Here is an 18,249-nt window from a genome sequence, read left to right as displayed (position 1 = left end):
ATAATTTATAATATTTAATGTTTAAGGTCAAGTGGGTTTAAGGTTTGGCGTTTAAGGTTTAAGGTCCACATGTTATATCTAAGAAGAGAACTGCATGAACCGCGTCAAGCATTCAAGCATAACAATCTCAAACCTTATACTTGAACCTTCACTTAATCCTGCGCCTGTATAGCTGTAATGATAACCGTATTGAAAATATCATCTACTGTACATCCACGGCTAAGGTCGTTTACCGGTTTGTTCAAACCTTGCAACATAGGCCCAATGGCTATTGCACCTGTTTCGCGCTGAACAGCCTTATAGGTATTGTTACCTGTGTTCAGGTCAGGGAAAATGAGCACGCTTGCCCTTCCTGCCACTTCGGAATTAGGCAGCTTTTGCTTGCCCACTACAGGATCGACAGCAGCATCATATTGTATAGGCCCTTCCACATTTAGGTCTGGTCGCTTTTGCTTTACGATCTCAGTAGCCTTGCGCACTTTCTCAACATCTTCACCTTCGCCAGATGTACCTGATGAATAAGAAAGCATTGCAATGCGCGGCTCGATGCCAAAGCGCTGGCTGTTATCTGCTGATAAAATGGCAATATCAGCCAGTTGCTCAGCAGTAGGATTTGGATTAACTGCACAGTCTCCAAAAACGGAAACTCTATCGGGCAGGCACATGAAGAAAACAGAAGATACCACGGATACACCAGGCTTTGTTTTTACAAACTGCAGCGCTGGCCTGATGGTATGCTGCGTAGTATGAACAGCACCAGATACCATTCCATCAGCATGCCCTTTGTACACCATCATAGTTCCGAAATAAGACACATCAGTCATAAGATCGGCAGCCATTTCATGCGTAACGTTCTTGCTCTTCCTTAGCTCGTACAGGGTCTGAACATAGTCATTGTACAATGGTGACTCTGCCGGGTTGATGATCTTTACACGTGAAGGATCAACAATCAATCCCAGCCGCTTGAAAGAAGCCAGTACTTCAGCAGGATCACCTAGTATGGTAAGCTTTACAATGTCTTGTTGCAGTAATCTTGTTGCAGCTTTCAATATGCGATCATCATTGCCTTCTGGTAATACAATATGCTTTTGCTGGCGTCTTGCCCACTTGCTCAGTTGGTACTGGAACATGTGTGGTGTCATACCTTCTGATGAATACGTAACGATTTTTTCATCCAGCGCTTTTACATCTACATTGCGCTCAAAGGCATCAATGGCCAACTGTATCTTTTTGTTGTTCTCAGGAGTTATTCTTGAATGAATAGAACCAACTGTGGTAGCGGTCATAAAGCTACCTGTCTTTACACTAATAATGGGAACCACCGTTTGTAAACCTTCCACCAGTTTTAAGATCGGCTCTTCAGGCTCTATACCACCTGTTAGTACAATGCCTGCAACTTTAGGATAACTGGTAGATAGATTAGCCTGCAAAGCAGAGATGATAATATCGCCACGATCACCTGGCGTCATGATCAGTACATTTTCCTTCATGTGCTTCAGGAAGTTAGGCAGCTGCATAGCGCCCATGATAAAATGATCAACCTGGTTTGACATTTGTTGCTCACCAAATAGCAGCTTACCACCAATGCTCTCATTAATCTCCTTCATGGTTGGGCTTTTCAGTCCGCGCTCTTCAGGAATAACTGCCAGGATGATCCCGTTGTTAAATGTTGACTGCAGTAACTCTTTTACATCATCTACCTGTTCAGGTTTTATCATGTTTGCTACAATTGCCAATACCTGCACTTCACGTTGCTGGAAATTCCTGGTAATGGTGATTGCATTGTTGATGATTTGTGCAGTGGTTTTATTATTGCCGGAAATAACAATAATAACAGGTGCATTTAAATTCTTTGCAATAGAAATATTTGCATCGAATTCAAATGCAGTTCCCTCTCCTATAAAATCACTTCCTTCTATTACTGTAAAATCATAATTCTCTTCCAGCTTTTTTACCTTCCTGATAATGGTATCAATCAACTCGCCGCGCTTCTCATTTTCCATGTGCTGCATGGCTTCCTGGCGTGTAAAAGCAAAGGTGTCGTAGTAGGTAATTGGCAAGCCAAAATGGTTAACAACAGTTTCAATATGCACATCCTTTTTTTCGCGTGGATTGTGGTTTATAATGGGCTTGAAATAAGCGATCTTTTTCGCTTTGCCTAATAACATATTTACCAAACCAAGTGCTACAATAGATTTACCACTATAAGGTTCTGCGGTGGCGATGAAGATATTGTTTGTCATACTGTTGTTCCAAAGTTTAAGCAAAATTCTGTTGTCTCATCAATAAAAGAAGTGATAAACATCAGTAATAACTATTTTATGTCTGCAAACGTTTGCACAACATAATTGTGATCACTTGTGCGTGAATGAAGATCTCTTCAACTCACTGCGCCAGCTGATGTATTTCTCCTACTGTGCGATTTTCCTCTCCTACATCTTGCTTCCATTCTCTTATTTTCATAAACGGAAGCTTCCATAAAAAGCCTACAGTAAGTTCCTCTATATGACTATATGCAGGCACTCCTGTTACTATTTTATCCTGCAATACATTCAGTCTTATTGTTTTGTGCAACCTGTCCCACCACGAGAAGATCACAGAGTAATTGCTATCTGTTTCATGTCGTACCTGCGAGTGATGAATGCCATGCATACGCGGCGTAACAATGACATTGCTCATGATCTTTTCCAACCGGTAAGGCAGCTTCATATTGGTATGATGAAATTGTGTAGCACCTTCGAAAACGATTTCATAATACAATACATTACTTGGAGAAGCACCACTTAATAATACAAATGCACCGCGATAAAAAAGAGAGCCGATCATTTCACCAAAGTGAAAGCGGATGGCTGTGGACAGATCAAGATCCGGGTCGCTGTGATGCACCAGGTGAAAGCGCCACAGCAGCGGTATCTTATGATTGAGCACATGCCACAGATAATTGGTGTAATCCATGATCAGAAAAGCAATCGCCTGTTTCACCAAAGGCGGCGCATTGAACCAATGAATAATACCCCAATTTTTCTTTTCATTTTGTTTGGCTAAATAAACCATAGCAGGCAAAAACATGAAGCGCAATAAAGTGAATGCAGGGATAGCAACAATTGCATTGTTTACTGCACGAACAAGCCGGGGCTGTTTTCGCTTGCGCATTTGATATGAACAATCTGCCCAAAACAGTAAAGCAAAACCAGTTACCAAAATGGGTGTTCCTTTATAATCGAATATCCTGCGTATGATACCCATGAAAAAGTTTATCCAACTTCACATCAATTATTGAACCGCCGGCAGAAGAACTTATATCATCTACTAGCGCTGTTTTATTGAAACATTCACTTGCACGTGCTGCACCAACAGCAGCAGGAAATCTATATTTTAGTAGTTAGCAAAATAATTATGAGCTATAAATTAAACAGGAGCACATTTGGCGACCCGGCAAACAATGGTAATACACTAACAAGAGAAGAAGCAAACGCCCTACTGGACGAATGGGTACTGAATGAAAGGCTAAAGCTGCACATGAAACAGGTAGCACACCTGATGAAACAATGGGCAAAAGAAAAAGAACAATTAAATGATGAAGGCCAGTGGCAATGGGAAATGGCAGGCTTACTACACGATGCTGACTGGGACCAGTGGCCAGACCAGCATTGTAAGAAGATCATTGAAGAGCTGGAAGAACGAAAAGTTGATCCATCTATTATTCATGCAATTGCCTCGCATGGCCCGGCTCATTTTGGAGTAGAACCTGAAACGGCCATGGATAAATTGCTTTATGCTTTTGATGAACTAAGTGGGCTGGTACATGCATACTCGCTTATGCGACCAAATGGATACGAAGGAATGGATCTGAAAGGCGTAAAAAAACGATTGAAGGATAAGGCATTTGCTGCCAATGTATCAAGAGATGATATAGCTGACGCTGCTGCCAGGGCAGGCCTGAGCGTAGATGACCTGGTAAACTTTGTTATACAACATCAGCCACATGTAGTTGCTTAAGGTCTTTTATAAACAAACGCCTGTACAATGTACAGGCGTCGCAGTTAGTGGTTATTGTTTGTTTTATTTTACTACAGATAAAAATCCGTTGCTCACTTTCAGAACTACTTTGTTCTCGTCTTTTTTAGCAGAGATAAAATAAGTGCTTTCAGTAGCGGTGGTGAAATTGATTGACTCTACAACAGTGTAATCAGCGTATTTTTTTGCGAAACTCCTTTTAGCAGAAGCAGGCATTTCATCAATGCTGATGGCTTGTATTGTTCCGATCAATTGACCATCGTTATCGTAAAAAGCATTTGTTCTTTTATTGTTCAAAATGAAAGAAGCAGTAGCATAAGAAGCAGTAGTAGACCATTCTACTTCACTTACACCTTTGAAGTCGTAACTAAAGTTGTTCTTAATGGTGTTGTTGATGCGACCACCTTCAGCAAAAGAACTTGAAGTGATAAAAAGAGTAACAAGAGCGGCGAAAAGAAACTTTTTCATTGTGATAGTTTTTATTTTGTTTTTGTTTGTTTGATGATGCAAATATGGTTCAACAAAAGAGCCTTCACAACCGCATAAACAAGTGAAATAAAAACTGTTATTTAGTTAAAGAAGATGTAATGCCTGCAAGCAAAGCTGTTCATCATTTATATCTACCGCTTGTCGCTGATTTAACTAAAAAAGAGCAATACATAAATATGTGACACCTTAATTACAAGCATAAAAAAGCCGGTGAAAAATTTTCACCGGCTGATATATCAACGCTATTGTTGCGAAATATTACTTCCTGCTAAAGACGAAAAGCACTTCTTCTCCATCCAATAATTGTAATTCAGTTCCTGTAGATTTATACTTATTCACCCTCTGCAATGATTGAAGAAAAGCTTTTTCATCATAGTCACCTATACAAGCCATACGTGTAGATGGCGCTGAATGACGGAAGGTTATTCCATTATTTGATTTCAAAGTGTAGCGCCCCGCTATCTTATTGCAACCAGTAAAACCAGAGAACGTTTCGTTCGATCCAAACAAGTTAAGACTTGGTGCCTCTGGTGTATGAAAACTGCTTCCCTGTGGCGGCGTTATCCTTGTTTCAGAAGATTGCTTGTTTACAAGGTACACAGTTGTAGTTGTATTGGTACCATCGTTAACTGTCTCTCTTTTCACTTCTGAACTTCCCTTCATAGCATCGCCTATAACAGCACCGGTATATGGCTTTCCAACTTCACCTTTCACAGATGCAGCATCTTTAATGATGTTGTTGGTATTCTTGAAATTGGTTCCAGGCATAGCAATCATTTCCCATCTGCCTTCCAGGTCAGGATACATACCATTCTCATTTCTACCTGACACCTGCAGGTATTCTGATCCTGTAACGGTAATAGTATCAACAGCACCAACTTTAGCTGGAATGGTAGGAGAAGCACCAGAATTATAACGAGTAGTAGCAGTTGGCTGACCGGTATGTGTAAGCTTGGGTGGACCACAATGAACAAACGCAGCAGAAATACCCAATGCTAGTAAAAAAGGTTTCATTTTTTGTTTTATTATTTCATTGTAAAAATCCATGCCATGTAAACAAACATGCCTGTAAAGCCCTGCCAGCCTGCATCCTGAGAGATTGAAATAACGCTTTTGCTGGTTCTATTATTAACATAGATTTGAAGCTATTAGAAGCTACTTCGGTCGTGGCTAATTCCATAAAGAATTACTTTTAACCCTTTTACATAATACCATATGCGTTTAAGTTTAGTAGTCCTTGTTTCCTTTATTTCTCTTGCAAGTTTTGCCCAGGTAGATGATGTGCCTGATTACAGGAGCAAACGCGAATTGTTTACCCGTATCCAGGAAAAAGATATTCGCAGCGATGTTTCTACATTTAGTATGGGAGGTATAGACGAAGGCGTAGGGAAACTTCCGTTGCAAACCATACCTGTAGCGGAAACAGGTGATAATTTTATCACCTTCAAAGGAGAAAACATCAAGGTTACCATTACCACTGCCCCGTTTGATGCTACCAAGCACAAGCTGGGTTACTACGACAACAAACACCTGGTAAAGATCGATAACAAGGCATTCTTTGGAGATTATGGCAAAGTGCCAAGGACAAAGATCCAGGACGTAACGGTTATTATTGACAAAGACACAATAGCTATTCCGCCTGCCGCATGGGGCGACCTGTACAACCCTATCTTGTATGTAAACGACAGGGGTACGAACAAGACCAACAACAAGGTCCTGTTATCTAAAGATGGAAGAAAAGTATATGTATATATGCTAAAGCAGGAATCAGGCGGCAGCTACGAGGTTACTTGGATTATACAGGACAAGAAATACCTGAAGCGTGTTGTTGATTTTGGTTTCCTAAAGTAAAAGCTACTACGCTTACGATTGAATATAGTTCTGCAGGTAAGATATCGTTTCGCTTTGGCTTAAGATCGTTTCAGTAACTACATCATTGATAGAAATAATACCTGCCAGTCTTTCTCCTTCCATCACGGGCAGGTAACGCAGGTTATTTGCTGAAAGCAATTGCATACAATCCGCTATTGTATCATTTTTTGAAACTGATGGAAAGTCTGAAGACATAATATCTGCAACAGTGGTCTCATCAGACGACCGGCCTTTTAAAACAACCTTTCGGGAATAATCGCGCTCTGTCATTATTCCAAGAAATTCTTCTCCTGACATCACCACAACGGAGCCAATATTTTTGTCAGCCATTAGCCGTAATGCATCTATAACGGAAGTAGAGGGAGAAACGATTTCTACGCTGGCACCTTTGCGTGAAAGAATGTTTGCAACTGTTTTCACTTGGTTAGTTTTAGCTATTAAGTTAAACACTTTTAAGCAGAAACAGGAGCAGGTAAATATTAATTTAGCCGCAATAGAAGTATAACAGGATAATCAATGGCTGATATCAGTTCATCATTTTAACTACCATTTCTTTTAGCAGGTCAGCATCTTCGGTACCCGCATCATGCACACCTATGCTTCGCAGGTTGTATTGGTGCATTAGCAAAATGATCTTTTCTACACCAGCATTTCCATACAGTTTAGCTGCTGATAAAGCATCTCGTGCAGCATAAAAATTATTAGGAAACAAGGCTGATTTCACGCCATTCTCGCTGGTGTCTTCCAACCCAAAAATGGAGTACACTTTGCTAAAGTAACCATACATAGCAGGAAGGATCATCTGGATTGGCGCCGCCTTTGGATTTGCTTCAAAATATTGAATGATGCGGATAGCTTTTGCCATGTCTTTTTTGGCAATGGCAGCCTGCAGTTCAAAAGCATTGAAGTCTTTGCTTATGCCTACATAACGCTCAATAGATTCTTCATCTATGGTTTTCTTAGAACCAAGATTGATGCATACTTTATCTACCTCGTTGGCCAGCCGGCTCAGGTCGTTACCAATATGATCAATCAAAAGCTGTAGTGCTCCCGGGGTGAGCGAGTATCCTTTACCTTGAACCATCTGCTTTACCCAGTCAGGCAATTGGTTTTCGTAAAGTTTTTTCGACTGGAATAGTTCGCCTTTCTTTTTTATAGTTCCTGCAAACTTGGTGCGTCCATCTAGTCTTTTATCCTTGTAAGCAATGATAAGTATGGTAGAACTTAAAGGATTGGAAACATAACCTTCCAGCTTTTCCAGGTCTTTCATGTGCTGTGCTTCCTTTAGCAATACCACCTGCCTTTCTGCAAACATCGGATACCGACGGCAAGCATTTACAATCGCAGCCCAGTCTGCATCCCGACCATAGAAAACAGTAAGATTAAAGCCTGCTTCACTTTCCGATAAAATGTTATGCTCCGCATAATGAACCAACTGATCAATGTAATAAGGCTCATCTCCCTCTAACCAATACACAGGCTTGTAAGCCTTTATTTTCCACTCCTGGAGTATTTTCTCTGCTGACATTACCGGGTTTTAAGAATGCGGTGCAAAATACATTTTTAAGAAGAAGTAATTGCTGCGGCAAATAGCCGGGTGAGTTTATGTTGATAGTATGTTGAGATAAGTCTAAGGCCTATGGTGAATAAGGAAATCATATTAAAATAAAAAGGCAGGATTTACATCCCGCCTTTTCTTGTTTGCCATTTATGCTTAAAGGATTGACTAACCAAACAATCCACCCTTCTTCAATGCCTTTCTACCCTCACCGATTTTGAAGCCGTTATGGTATACTTCTATCTTGTACTCACCTAGCTGGTAATTTCCTTCCTGCTTCCAATCGAAGCTAACATTGCTTCTTTTACCTTGCTCGTAAGGTACAGTTACTTTGTTTGTATAAGTCTTTGTACCGTTGTCACGTGTGTCAAAAGTGCCGCTGCTGCTAGCCATTGTTACAGGACGACCATCAGGTGCTATAACTGAAACATATAATTCTTTAGTACCACTTGGCGCTACACGATTTTCATCCAGGTCGAATGATACACGTAGTAGGTCAACTCTTTTTGCCTTTTCTGTATTTCTTTCTCTACCGCTGTTGCGAACATCAATAGGTACAATGTTCAAATTTGTAGCACGCAGTGTAGATGCAATATCCTCTACTCTTCTGCGCTCAGTTTCTGCTGTTGTTAGGTTCTCTTCCAGTTGAGATTTTTCAGTAGCCAGTTGTTGTCTTTCTACTGTAAGCCTTTGGTTGGAAGAAGCCAGTTGCTGGTTCTCTCCTCTCAATCTTGCTATCTCTGCATACATGTCATCAATGCGCATGTTCAGTTGAGCAATCAGGTTACGAGCTCTTGCAAGGTCAGCTGCAGAAGCATTGCTTTTGGTAGTGATACCACGAATTTCTTTTTTCAAACGATCGATCTCAACTTGTCTTTCGGCAAGCGCACCTTGCAGGTGGGTGTTGTTACCAGTTGCAGAGTCAAGGCGCGTTAATGCATCTTCATATTCGCTTCTTACTTCGCTAAGTGCAGAGTCTTTATTTACATACTCTGTTTGCAATTGCGTATAGCTTTCAGTAGATTTACTTTTGTCCCAGATCAGGTATCCCCATGTACCTAGCAGGGCTGCTATTAATACACCATAGATGATTTTGCGGTTATCGTTTCCTTTTGGTGTCTGGGAAGAGGCAGTTGTTGTTTGAGAAGTGTAAGCCATATTACTTTTGTTTTTTGTTAGTAGAAAAAATATATAGTGATAAACATCCAGGATATAAACAATTTATTATTTGTTGATATAGAAACTGTTCCGCAGGAGTGTGAGCATTGTGATCTGCCTGCAGACAGGCGTCAACTTTTTTTCGACAAGATTTCAAAGAATGTGCCAGAAAATTTTGACGAAGCAGAAGTATATAAACAAAAGGCAGGAATATTGGCTGAGTTCGGTAAGGTGATCTGTATATCTACCGGTTATTTATATACTGATCCATCGGGCAAAACTTGCATGAAGCTAAAAAGCATTTGTAACGATGATGAGAAGATTTTACTAACAACCTTCATTGAACTGGTGGATAAGTTCTGCAAGTCCAAGCCACGCTTCCAGTTTGCAGGGCACAACATCAGGGAATTTGATATTCCATTCTTATGCAGGCGTATGATCATTCACCAGATACCCTTGCCAAAATACTTACAGATACATGGCGCAAAACCATGGGAGGTGCAAATGGTGGATACGCTGCAGTGGTGGAAATTTGGCGACTATAAAAACTATACATCATTGCACTTGCTGGCTAATGTACTGGGTGTGCCCAGTAGTAAAAATGGCATAGACGGAAGCATGGTGCAGCATGTTTATTACAAGGAAAAAGATTTACCACGCATAGTAGAATATTGCCAGCGCGATGTAGTGGTAGTAGCACGCATTGTACAGCGTTTTCACAACCTCCCTATACTGCAGGATGAAGATGTAACGGTAGTAAACTAGGAAAGAAAATAATCCTAAGAATTACTAAGAGCAGGTGCTTACCTCTTCAATGTAAGCATCTATAAAATTGCTCTCAATGAAGCTCTTCCAATATGGATAGTACGCGTTTCGCCAGGCTTACGTCCTTCATATTGGATGCTAACTTCCAGGTTATTGCCAAGCCTGCGCGTAAGATCCAAATTCCATAGCAGGTTCTTTCCAGGCAACAACGCATCCAGCATGATATAGCTGATAGTGCTGTTGAGCTGACCTGAATATTCAATATGGTTGTAGGTGAATTTTCCGGTAAGGCTGGTATTGTTTACAGCATTATATTTTCCTTCAAGATTGAGCGCATTGCTTATAGATCGTTCACCGCCATATTGTATTTCATTCCTTTTTTGCCTGTGCAGGTAACTGCTTTGTATACGATAACTTGTTCCCTTAGTATACGTAAACCGAGGCTCTACTGAATAGTTTGCAATTGCAAAGTTTCGATTGGCAAATTTTGGTGTTGCCAATGTATTGGCTCCTACTTTTTGAATAAGCTCAATGGTATACTGACGCGCAATTGTCCATCTTCCGCGCAGGCCCCATTCTTCCAGCCTGCGTGTTTCTAAACCATAGGTCAACAAGGCACGATTGAAGTTGATATTGTTGCTTACATCTATTCCCCAGCGTGTACTAAAGCGATTAAAGGAAAGGGTGTTTACAATGATATTGTTCACTGTTATCAAGCTGGTATCTTCTACATTTCCTTTGAAAGGATTGAATAAAACATCACCTGAAGATATTTCTTTCAGGTTTACCTGGAACGTAGACTGCAGGTTGAACCTGCCGATGAAATCAGCCAGCTTTTTTTGACTCAGACCTGCCGTGATTGCTTTTGGATTTAATGATAAACTATAGTTGAACTGGGTATAATTTGCTTTTATAAAATCATTGGTTGGCGTAAATACCCTGATGAATTTTGCCTGGTCGGGAAAGAGCGCTACTTCAAATTCATTCAACTGCCTGATGCCATCACCATTGTAATCATTCCATGCAAATTCGCCGCGGCTAGCAGGCACTTCAATAAAAGAAAAATCTCTCCGTTGCTCCTGCCCCGAACCTATCTCATACAAGGCATCACCCGTTACAAATCCACGCCATTCGTTAATTGAATATTGCAGCCTGCCGAGCAGCGAGTTCTCAGGCCGCAGGTTTGTGAGCGAATTATTGATGACTTGCAACTGCCGGTAAGTAACATTCAGCCGCACCTGGTGTTTTTCATTAGCCAGCAGTTCAGATAACAGGCTGTAGTTGTGGCTCCTGTCTACCTGTTCCAGTTTGCTACCGGATGGCAGTTTATCAGACCGTGTAAAGTAGGTAAAAGTCCACCTGTTGTCTTTTGCCTGGTTAGATTTTATATAAGCAGACACGGTAGTAAAAGCAAAGCTTAGCGGCGTCATTACTCCATTCGCATTTTCCTTTAGCTCGTTGTGCTCTAGCACATAGCTGCCACCAATGTTGATGTTTTTTAAGCGGTTGAATGTTTTACTAATGTCAACGCTTGGCCGCAAAAAGAAACCATCATTACGTGAGGAGTTGATAGTGGTAAGGTTGAAAGCATTCTTCAGTTGCCAGCCATGCAGCAGGTGATCGTGCTGAAGCGTATGCCTGAAGCCTTTGTAAGTTTTGTTTCTTGTATAGCTGGTAGCCTGGTATTGCAGACGATTATTGGCGCGATCTGCTATTTCCATGCTGGCAAAAGATAGATGTTCAAAGGCCTGATCAGGTACAAATGGCAGTCCCCAGTCGCGATAGAATTCAACTGTTCGCAGTCGCTCCAACGGGCGGAACCGATGATCAACAAATTCATAACCTGCAGAAGTTTTCAAATCCAATGCTTTGGTAGCAGTGTTCTTCAACTGGAAACTACGCGCAGCCATAAACTTGCCTGCAATGCCTTTATCGTTTCCTTTATCTATCGTTGAAAAACTATTAATGTCATAATTAGAAACCGCTGCCTCTGCAGTTATTTGTGTGCGTGTATCCAGGTCGTACACTGCGCCCACTGTAAGCATCTGCTGCTTTTTAGGTGTAACGAGTAAAGTAGCAGGTTCAAAATTTCCCTGCGGCACACCGTTTACCGGGGCAACCCATTTGAAAACTTTTCCATTGGCGCCATTAAAATCAGGTATATAGTTGCCGCGATTGAACCCGACATCTGTAAAACTCAGGTTGAACTTTGCACTGTCTTTATCGGTAGAGTAAATAAAAATGGTATAGGCATTCCCGTTACTGATCGTGTCTCTTTTTGCATACAAAATTTTGCCTACAGCAAATGTATCGAGCACCGCATTTGGAAAATATGCGCGCTGCACATTGTCGCCAATGTCATTCAGAAATTGCTTTTGCTGTGTATCAAGCTGCTGGTTAATGGGAGAATTTTTAGCATCAGCATTGCTGTACGCAGCTATGTTCAGACGAAAATTCTTATTGATCACCATTTCATTTGTACCATATAAAAATGAGTTCAGATAATTGCGGTCAGCATATTCAAACTCCACCTGTATACGCACATCCTTGGTGATCATGCGCCGGGGCGTAAAAGCTATTTCAGCAGTATTATAATTGATCACATAATCCTGGTCTTCGCCGCGTTGCAGCAATACACCATCAAGGTAAACCCGCTCTGTTCCTGCAAGCACTATAAAAAAGAATTCGTTGTTGGCTCCCTGCAAGCGATACGGCCCCTGGTTGCCTTCCTGTACCTGTAAAATATTACGGGTGAATTTTCCTTTGGCAATTGCCCCACTCACCAATGTTTTATTGCTGATGTTTGGCCCAAGCTGCGTTTTTTGCGCATACGATAAACCCTGCAGGCGCTTGAAAAAACGAAGGAAATAATTCTGATCCTGCCTCAGGTCTATATCACCCATGTTGATCTCCCACCCTCTTTTCTTGAACTGCAGCCAAACGCGGTCAAACTCATTTAACTGCTGCGTGGTACCGTCTGGTTGAATCGGAATATTGTTATCGGTAATGGCCGCAGCTACCTGTATGCTATCGCCAATGAGGCCGCTCAGCTGCAGGTTGAACTGCGAATTCACTACCACATCCTGGTTGTTGCCAAAGCTTAAGGCGCGGCCAAAACTACCGTTGTAGTTCATCTGCCCAAAGTCGAAAAGAGTATTGGTAGCAGGCTGGCGACCATTGCGATTGAAAACAAACGGCTGCGAAATGAAGTTATTCATTACGCTGTCGTAGGTAAATCGTTTGGCAACCGCATTCAGTTTGTACGGAAAAACACGGTATCGAACTTCAACACTATCGGCGTTTATTTCCTTTTTCCAGGTGAGCGTTGCTTTTACAAAATCGAGCTGATAATAAGATGTATCGTACCCTATTACACTAAAAGTATTTGGAACTATACTCAGAGAATCAAGAACTTGAGCTGAAGCTGTTGCTACTTTTCTTGTACGCAGGTTGCTATACCGCAGTGGCTGCGATTGGGCAACAGCAGTACACACCACTACTAACAGGAGAATAAGTATAGGTTTTGCAAACTTCAAAACAGGGGGCTTCAGCGTAAAATTCAGGTCATAAAAATATCGTAGTTGGGGTTAATGGTAAGACAAAATAATACGAAAGTCGCTGCTGGCAAAGGTTTCAAAGTTTTAGAGCCGGATGTTTTCACCAAAGAAGATAGCATTCATAAACAATTTAGAGGTGCCATACCAAAACGCTCTAAAATTTAAATTGTCCACCATAGAGATGATCTTTCCCTTGCCCAGCTGGTCAATGTTGATCACAGCGCTGTTGCGCATGTTCTCCCTGTGGCCTTTGAACATATACCCGCTTTGCAATGGATTATCTGTATACATCACCGGGGAGTCATATGGGTTGTTGTTCTGGTCCATGAACAGGTTGTTGGACTTGAAAACGCTGATAGTTGGCCTGGAGTATCCATAACATAATGGATGTGTCAGGTCCATACGCGCTTCAAAAATGGAACCCGTCATATCTTTTGCCCTTGTTTCATCTGACTGCAGGTGGTAAGGAAGATTGGTAACAGTATCCTTCTTTTCTGTTTCACCTCTAAAGATCACTTTGGTAAAACCGTTGGTGCTAAGAAACCTGGTAGCATCCTCGGTGGCTATAAGTGTACCGCCGTTGGTCACCCACTGGCGAAGCTTGTCTTGTGCTGTTTTATCAAGCGTAGTATAGCGGCCGGAAGGCATAATGATGACATTGTAGCGGCCAGGATTTATCGCATTGAAACGCTCAGCCTCCACTATGGAAACAGGGATCTGGAATTTCTGGTCTAGCAGGTGCCAGATCTCGCCAACATCCAAAGCCGTAGTTCCATTACCAGCAAACAACATGATCTGCGGCTGCTTTAGCGAAAGAAAGCTACCGCTTCCAAGATCTATCCCGCCTGCCGACATGCCTGAAGAAACATTGAAAACCTCTACTCCGCTCCGCTGTACTTCAGGCAACAGCAGGTTGTAAAGTGCCTGCGGTGTCATTCCTTGTTGCTGAACAGGAATCATGATGGCGCCATAGGTCATTTGTTTTACGCCGGCAGCCGTGGCCACCTGCAGCGGACGGCTTGCTACCCGCACTTTTACGCCAGCCTTTTGCAGCGCATACAATAGCCGCGGCGCATAATATTCTTCCCAATTAAATGCATAAGAGTAGTTGCTAAGGCCGCCAACAATATTACCCTTAGGCTCTGATGCTGCAGTTACCTTTGCGCCTGCCAGGCCACCTACGGAAGCAACACCTGCATACTCAAGGTTGAATGCAAGTGGCAGTGTCCATGCAGTAACATCATAAAACAAGCTGTCCTTGTATTCTGTCGTTTTTTCAAACATGGTTTTGATGAGTTTGAACTGCGGCTGGGCCGTAGGAACAAAATATGAACTACCGGGTGCAAATGTTTTTCCTTCTGCATTCACCTGCTGCTTTAGCTCGTATACATCTATTTGATGACGGAGCATCATCTCCACCAGCTTCTGTGTTTTGCTCTTGTCTTTTGCATCCCCGAATACAAAACCCTTACTGGCAAAAGAATTGGCTTCTTTCATTGCATCAGAAAAGAAGTTGCGCTGGTAATTCAGCAGGTCCTTGCGTAATGATTTTGCAGCATCCAGCGTAGATAGCATGGTTACAAACTGGTTGCGGATGGTGAATGGAAAAGTTAGCAAGCCATTGTCCGTTTCCTGCGCATGTCCGCGACTGCTGGCTTGTTCAAAGAGTATTCCTATAGAACCTTGTATGTCAGGGTAAGTAGATCCTTTACCATAATAAAAATCATCATATCCTTCTTTGGTAAAATAGAAAGAACCAATACTGTCAAGATTGCGAGCATGAAAATTAGCAATAGCTGCAGTCAGCTCCTGGTTGCGCATTGGTGTATTGGGATTAACACGCGAAGGCACACCCGGCTGAAAGAAGAAGGTGGCGTTGCTGCCCATTTCATGGTGGTCGGTAAGAATGTTTGGTTTCCAGTCGTGAAAAATCTTTAGCCTGTTCTGGCTTTCTACGTGCTGTGCAGGCAGCCAGTCGCGGTTAAGATCGAACCAATAATGGTTGAACCTGCCGCCAGGCCATACTTCATTGTATTCACGAGCCTGCGGGTCGGTAACTGCAGTATTGCTTTTATGCGTGTTCACCCACGACGCAAACCTATTCAAACCATCAGGATTGAAAGAAGGATCGAGCAGGATAACTGTATTGCGAAGTAGTTCATCTACCTGTGGACCACGGGCCGCTGCCAGGTAATACGCAGCAAGTAATGCGGCATTAGAGCCACTGCTTTCATTTCCATGAATGCTGTTGCCGATCCATACCACAGCAGGCATCTGGTCTATATTTAAAGAGGCAGATTCATTTGGATTGGTTAGTTGTACATGTTGCTGCCTTACCTGTTCTAACCGCGCATGATTTTCAGGAGATGTGATGGTAAGTACCACTTGTGGCCGCCCTTCATATGTATGCCCAATAACCTGGAAAGTGATGCGCGGCGATGCATTGGCTACGGCCTGCATATAACTCACCAACCTGTCGTGCGCAACATGCCACTCGCCTACTTCGTGAAAAATGACTGACTTAGGCGTAGGAATAGCAGGATCATACTGAACATTTTTAGGTAAGTAATATTCTAATGATTGAGAAAAACAGCTGCTTACTACAAGTACTGCCAATGAAAGGAAAAAGCCTTTGATCATTCTAATGATTTAAAGGTGCGGAAGTTACACGAAAGGTCGGAAGGATATTAAAGGAAGTTAATTTTTTCTTACACCGTGAAGGTTATAATTTCATGGAGCGTAATGAAAAATTCATGACGCCATACAATATCCCATATTTTATAACGTTTGCTATTAAAACCCCCTGCCAAATGATCCGAATATTCAAGAAAAAAGTGTCTGTTCAGCTGCACCTCAATAAGAGAAAAGAAGGCTTGCTGTTTGGTGTTCAAAATTTTGATGGTCAACTGGAACTGTGTAACTCCACGGTGAATGTGACTGAGATAGGTTTTTTATTGTTCAGTATTGGAATTATTGTAAGCGATATCTAAGCTTATCATATAGAAAAATATAAACCAGCCTTTGTGCTGGTTTTTTTATGCCTGTACTTCAAGGTTACAAAGTTCCATGCATAAAAAAGCCCACCTTTTGCAAAGTGGGCTCATCAATATTCTCAATTACATTTTAAGCATACATCTCTTCTCTCAGTGCCTGTACACGCTCATCTTCCATGTATTCGTCAAAGGTCATCAGCCTGTCGATGATGCCTTTAGGTGTTAATTCGATTACACGATTGGCAACGGTTTGCATGAAGGTATGGTCATGCGAGGTAAGGAACACGATGCCTTTGAAGTTGGTAGCACTTTCGTTGAACGATTGAATACTTTCCAGGTCAAGGTGGTTAGTTGGCTGGTCAAGAATGATAACATTCGGGTTTTGCAACATCATACGGCTGATCATACAGCGTACTTTTTCACCTCCACTCAGCACTTTTGTCTTCTTCATGATCTCATCACCAGCAAACAACATTTTACCTAAGAAACCTCTTAAGAATGGCTCATCAACATCGGTAACATAAGCCGGAACGTACTGGCGCAACCAGTCCATCAGGTTTAGATCGTTCTGGAAAAACTGGTTATTCTCGTAAGGAAGGTAAGCAGTTGTAACAGTGGTACCCCACTCAAACTTACCGGTGTCAGCCTGTTCGTTATTGTTGATAATCTCGAAGAAAGCAGTAACAGCCAAAGCGTCTTTACTGTAAAAAGCTATCTTGTCATTCTTACTTACGCTGAAAGTCACTTTTTCAAAAAGCTTTCTTCCATCAACTGATTTGCTCAGGTTCTCCACGTTCAATATCTGGTTACCAACTTCGCGAAGCGGGTTGAAAATGATACCAGGATATTTACGATTACTTGGTTCAATCTCCTCAATGGTAAGTTTTTCTAATGCCTTTTTACGGCTGGTAGCCTGCTTACTCTTACTTGCATTGGCGCTAAAGCGGGCAATGAAGTCGAGCAAAGCCTGGCGCTTTTCTTCGTTCTTCTTATTCTTATCGTTTATCTGGCGGGCCATCAACTGGCTACTCTCGTACCAGAAGGTATAGTTACCCGTAAATACTTTGATCTTAGCCCTGTCCACATCGGCAACGTGCGTACACACGGTATCCAAAAAGTGACGGTCGTGGCTCACTACCAATACTATGTTCTGGTAGTCTGCCAGGAAGTTCTCCAACCAGCCAATGGTTTCAATGTCGAGACCGTTGGTAGGCTCATCCAGCAGCAGGATATCAGGATTACCAAAAAGTGCCTGGGCCAATAACACCCTCACTTTAAAATTGCTCGGGATGTCTTTCATCAGGCTGTGATGGTATTCTTCCTTTACTCCTAAGCTGCTAAGCAATGAACCTGCAGAACTTTCCGCTTCATATCCACCCATTTCGCCAAATTCAGCCTCCAGGTGACTGGCGCGCATGAAATCATCTTCGGTAGCATCCGGGTCCATGTAGATGGCATCTTTCTCATGCATCACCTTCCACATTTTGGTGTGCCCCATCATTACCGTATTCAGTACTGTTTGCTCGTCAAATTCAAACTGGTTCTGCTTCAGGAATGCTAAACGTTCACCAGCTGATATTTCAACTGTTCCTTTATTTGGCTCTATCTCACCGCTTAATATTTTTAAAAAAGTAGACTTACCTGCACCATTGGCGCCTATAACGCCATAGCAATTCCCTTTCAGGAAATTTATATTTACCTCATCAAACAATACCCTTTTACCGTAGGCAAGGGTGACGTTTTTAACACTTATCATGTTTACTATCCTCTGTTTTAGGGGCGCAAAGATAGGTGATTGCTTGTCACCATGAGTGGGGAGGAGTTACTGGTTGGTTCCTGG

General features: G+C 42.1%; 14 protein-coding genes. 4 read left to right on the top strand and 10 right to left on the bottom strand.

The genetic code is table 11. From position 1 onward, the window contains the following. Window positions 1-152 precede the first annotated feature (152 nt). Both pta and J4N22_RS07740 read right to left on the bottom strand, forming a co-directional pair. A complete protein-coding gene (gene pta, locus J4N22_RS07745) occupies window positions 153-2,243 on the bottom strand; it encodes a phosphate acetyltransferase (protein WP_207493356.1) in 2,091 nt (696 codons plus the stop codon). A gap of 142 nt (window positions 2,244-2,385) precedes the next feature. Beyond that, window positions 2,386-3,246 (bottom strand): sterol desaturase family protein, encoded by an 861-nt coding sequence (locus J4N22_RS07740; protein WP_207493355.1) that lies wholly within the window; start codon window positions 3,244-3,246, stop codon window positions 2,386-2,388. A 150-nt stretch (window positions 3,247-3,396) separates the two neighbouring features. On the opposite strand from J4N22_RS07740, the gene J4N22_RS07735 reads away from it, so the two are divergent. Continuing rightward, window positions 3,397-3,999, top strand: coding sequence for an HD domain-containing protein (locus J4N22_RS07735; protein ID WP_207493354.1), 603 nt, complete (start codon window positions 3,397-3,399; stop codon window positions 3,997-3,999). Window positions 4,000-4,062: 63 nt separating this feature from the next. Here J4N22_RS07735 and J4N22_RS07730 read toward each other — a convergent pair whose 3' ends face one another. Together J4N22_RS07730 and J4N22_RS07725 are read right to left on the bottom strand one after the other, a co-directional pair. Next, the gene (locus J4N22_RS07730; RefSeq protein WP_207493353.1) at window positions 4,063-4,485 is read right to left on the bottom strand and encodes a hypothetical protein; all 423 of its coding nucleotides are present in this window, start codon (window positions 4,483-4,485) and stop codon (window positions 4,063-4,065) included. 279 nt (window positions 4,486-4,764) lie between these two features. Next, window positions 4,765-5,520: an META domain-containing protein gene (locus J4N22_RS07725; RefSeq protein ID WP_207493352.1), complete on the bottom strand. Its 756-nt coding sequence runs from the start codon at window positions 5,518-5,520 to the stop codon at window positions 4,765-4,767. 201 nt (window positions 5,521-5,721) lie between these two features. On the opposite strand from J4N22_RS07725, the gene J4N22_RS07720 reads away from it, so the two are divergent. Next, window positions 5,722-6,357 carry a hypothetical protein gene (locus J4N22_RS07720; RefSeq protein WP_207493351.1) on the top strand — a complete coding sequence of 212 codons (636 nt, stop codon included), beginning with the start codon at window positions 5,722-5,724 and terminating at the stop codon, window positions 6,355-6,357. 12 nt (window positions 6,358-6,369) lie between these two features. On the opposite strand, the gene J4N22_RS20195 is transcribed toward J4N22_RS07720, so the two are convergent. The 3 genes from J4N22_RS20195 to J4N22_RS07705 form a co-directional block, all read right to left on the bottom strand. Continuing rightward, entirely contained in the window at window positions 6,370-6,798 is a 429-nt protein-coding gene (locus J4N22_RS20195) for a CBS domain-containing protein (protein WP_207493350.1), read from the bottom strand. A gap of 106 nt (window positions 6,799-6,904) precedes the next feature. Then, entirely contained in the window at window positions 6,905-7,906 is a 1,002-nt protein-coding gene (gene holA / locus J4N22_RS07710; protein ID WP_207493349.1) for a DNA polymerase III subunit delta, read from the bottom strand. Between the two features lie 198 nt (window positions 7,907-8,104). Further along, window positions 8,105-9,094 carry a hypothetical protein gene (locus tag J4N22_RS07705; protein WP_207493348.1) on the bottom strand — a complete coding sequence of 330 codons (990 nt, stop codon included), beginning with the start codon at window positions 9,092-9,094 and terminating at the stop codon, window positions 8,105-8,107. Window positions 9,095-9,130: 36 nt separating this feature from the next. On the opposite strand from J4N22_RS07705, the gene J4N22_RS07700 reads away from it, so the two are divergent. Then, window positions 9,131-9,859, top strand: a complete 729-nt coding sequence (locus tag J4N22_RS07700) for a ribonuclease H-like domain-containing protein (RefSeq protein WP_207493347.1) — start codon at window positions 9,131-9,133, stop codon at window positions 9,857-9,859. Window positions 9,860-9,918: 59 nt separating this feature from the next. Here J4N22_RS07700 and J4N22_RS07695 read toward each other — a convergent pair whose 3' ends face one another. Together J4N22_RS07695 and J4N22_RS07690 are read right to left on the bottom strand one after the other, a co-directional pair. Then, on the bottom strand, window positions 9,919-13,395 hold the full coding sequence (locus J4N22_RS07695) for a hypothetical protein (protein ID WP_242692090.1): 3,477 nt from the start codon (window positions 13,393-13,395) through the stop codon (window positions 9,919-9,921). 105 nt (window positions 13,396-13,500) lie between these two features. Beyond that, entirely contained in the window at window positions 13,501-16,056 is a 2,556-nt protein-coding gene (locus J4N22_RS07690) for a M14 family metallopeptidase (RefSeq protein WP_207493346.1), read from the bottom strand. 170 nt (window positions 16,057-16,226) lie between these two features. Here J4N22_RS07690 and J4N22_RS07685 point away from each other — a divergent pair, with 170 nt between their 5' ends. Continuing rightward, window positions 16,227-16,406 (top strand): hypothetical protein, encoded by a 180-nt coding sequence (locus J4N22_RS07685; RefSeq protein WP_207493345.1) that lies wholly within the window; start codon window positions 16,227-16,229, stop codon window positions 16,404-16,406. A gap of 133 nt (window positions 16,407-16,539) precedes the next feature. Here the strand turns inward: J4N22_RS07685 and J4N22_RS07680 are convergent, their stop codons facing one another. Continuing rightward, entirely contained in the window at window positions 16,540-18,165 is a 1,626-nt protein-coding gene (locus J4N22_RS07680) for an ABC-F family ATP-binding cassette domain-containing protein (protein WP_207493344.1), read from the bottom strand. Window positions 18,166-18,249 lie beyond the last annotated feature (84 nt).

This window comes from Aridibaculum aurantiacum, assembly GCF_017355875.1.
GTDB classification, from domain to species: Bacteria; Bacteroidota; Bacteroidia; order Chitinophagales; family Chitinophagaceae; genus Segetibacter; species Segetibacter aurantiacus.
The sequence above is the reverse complement of the archived record's forward strand: the minus strand, read 5'-3'. Positions and strand labels throughout refer to the sequence as shown.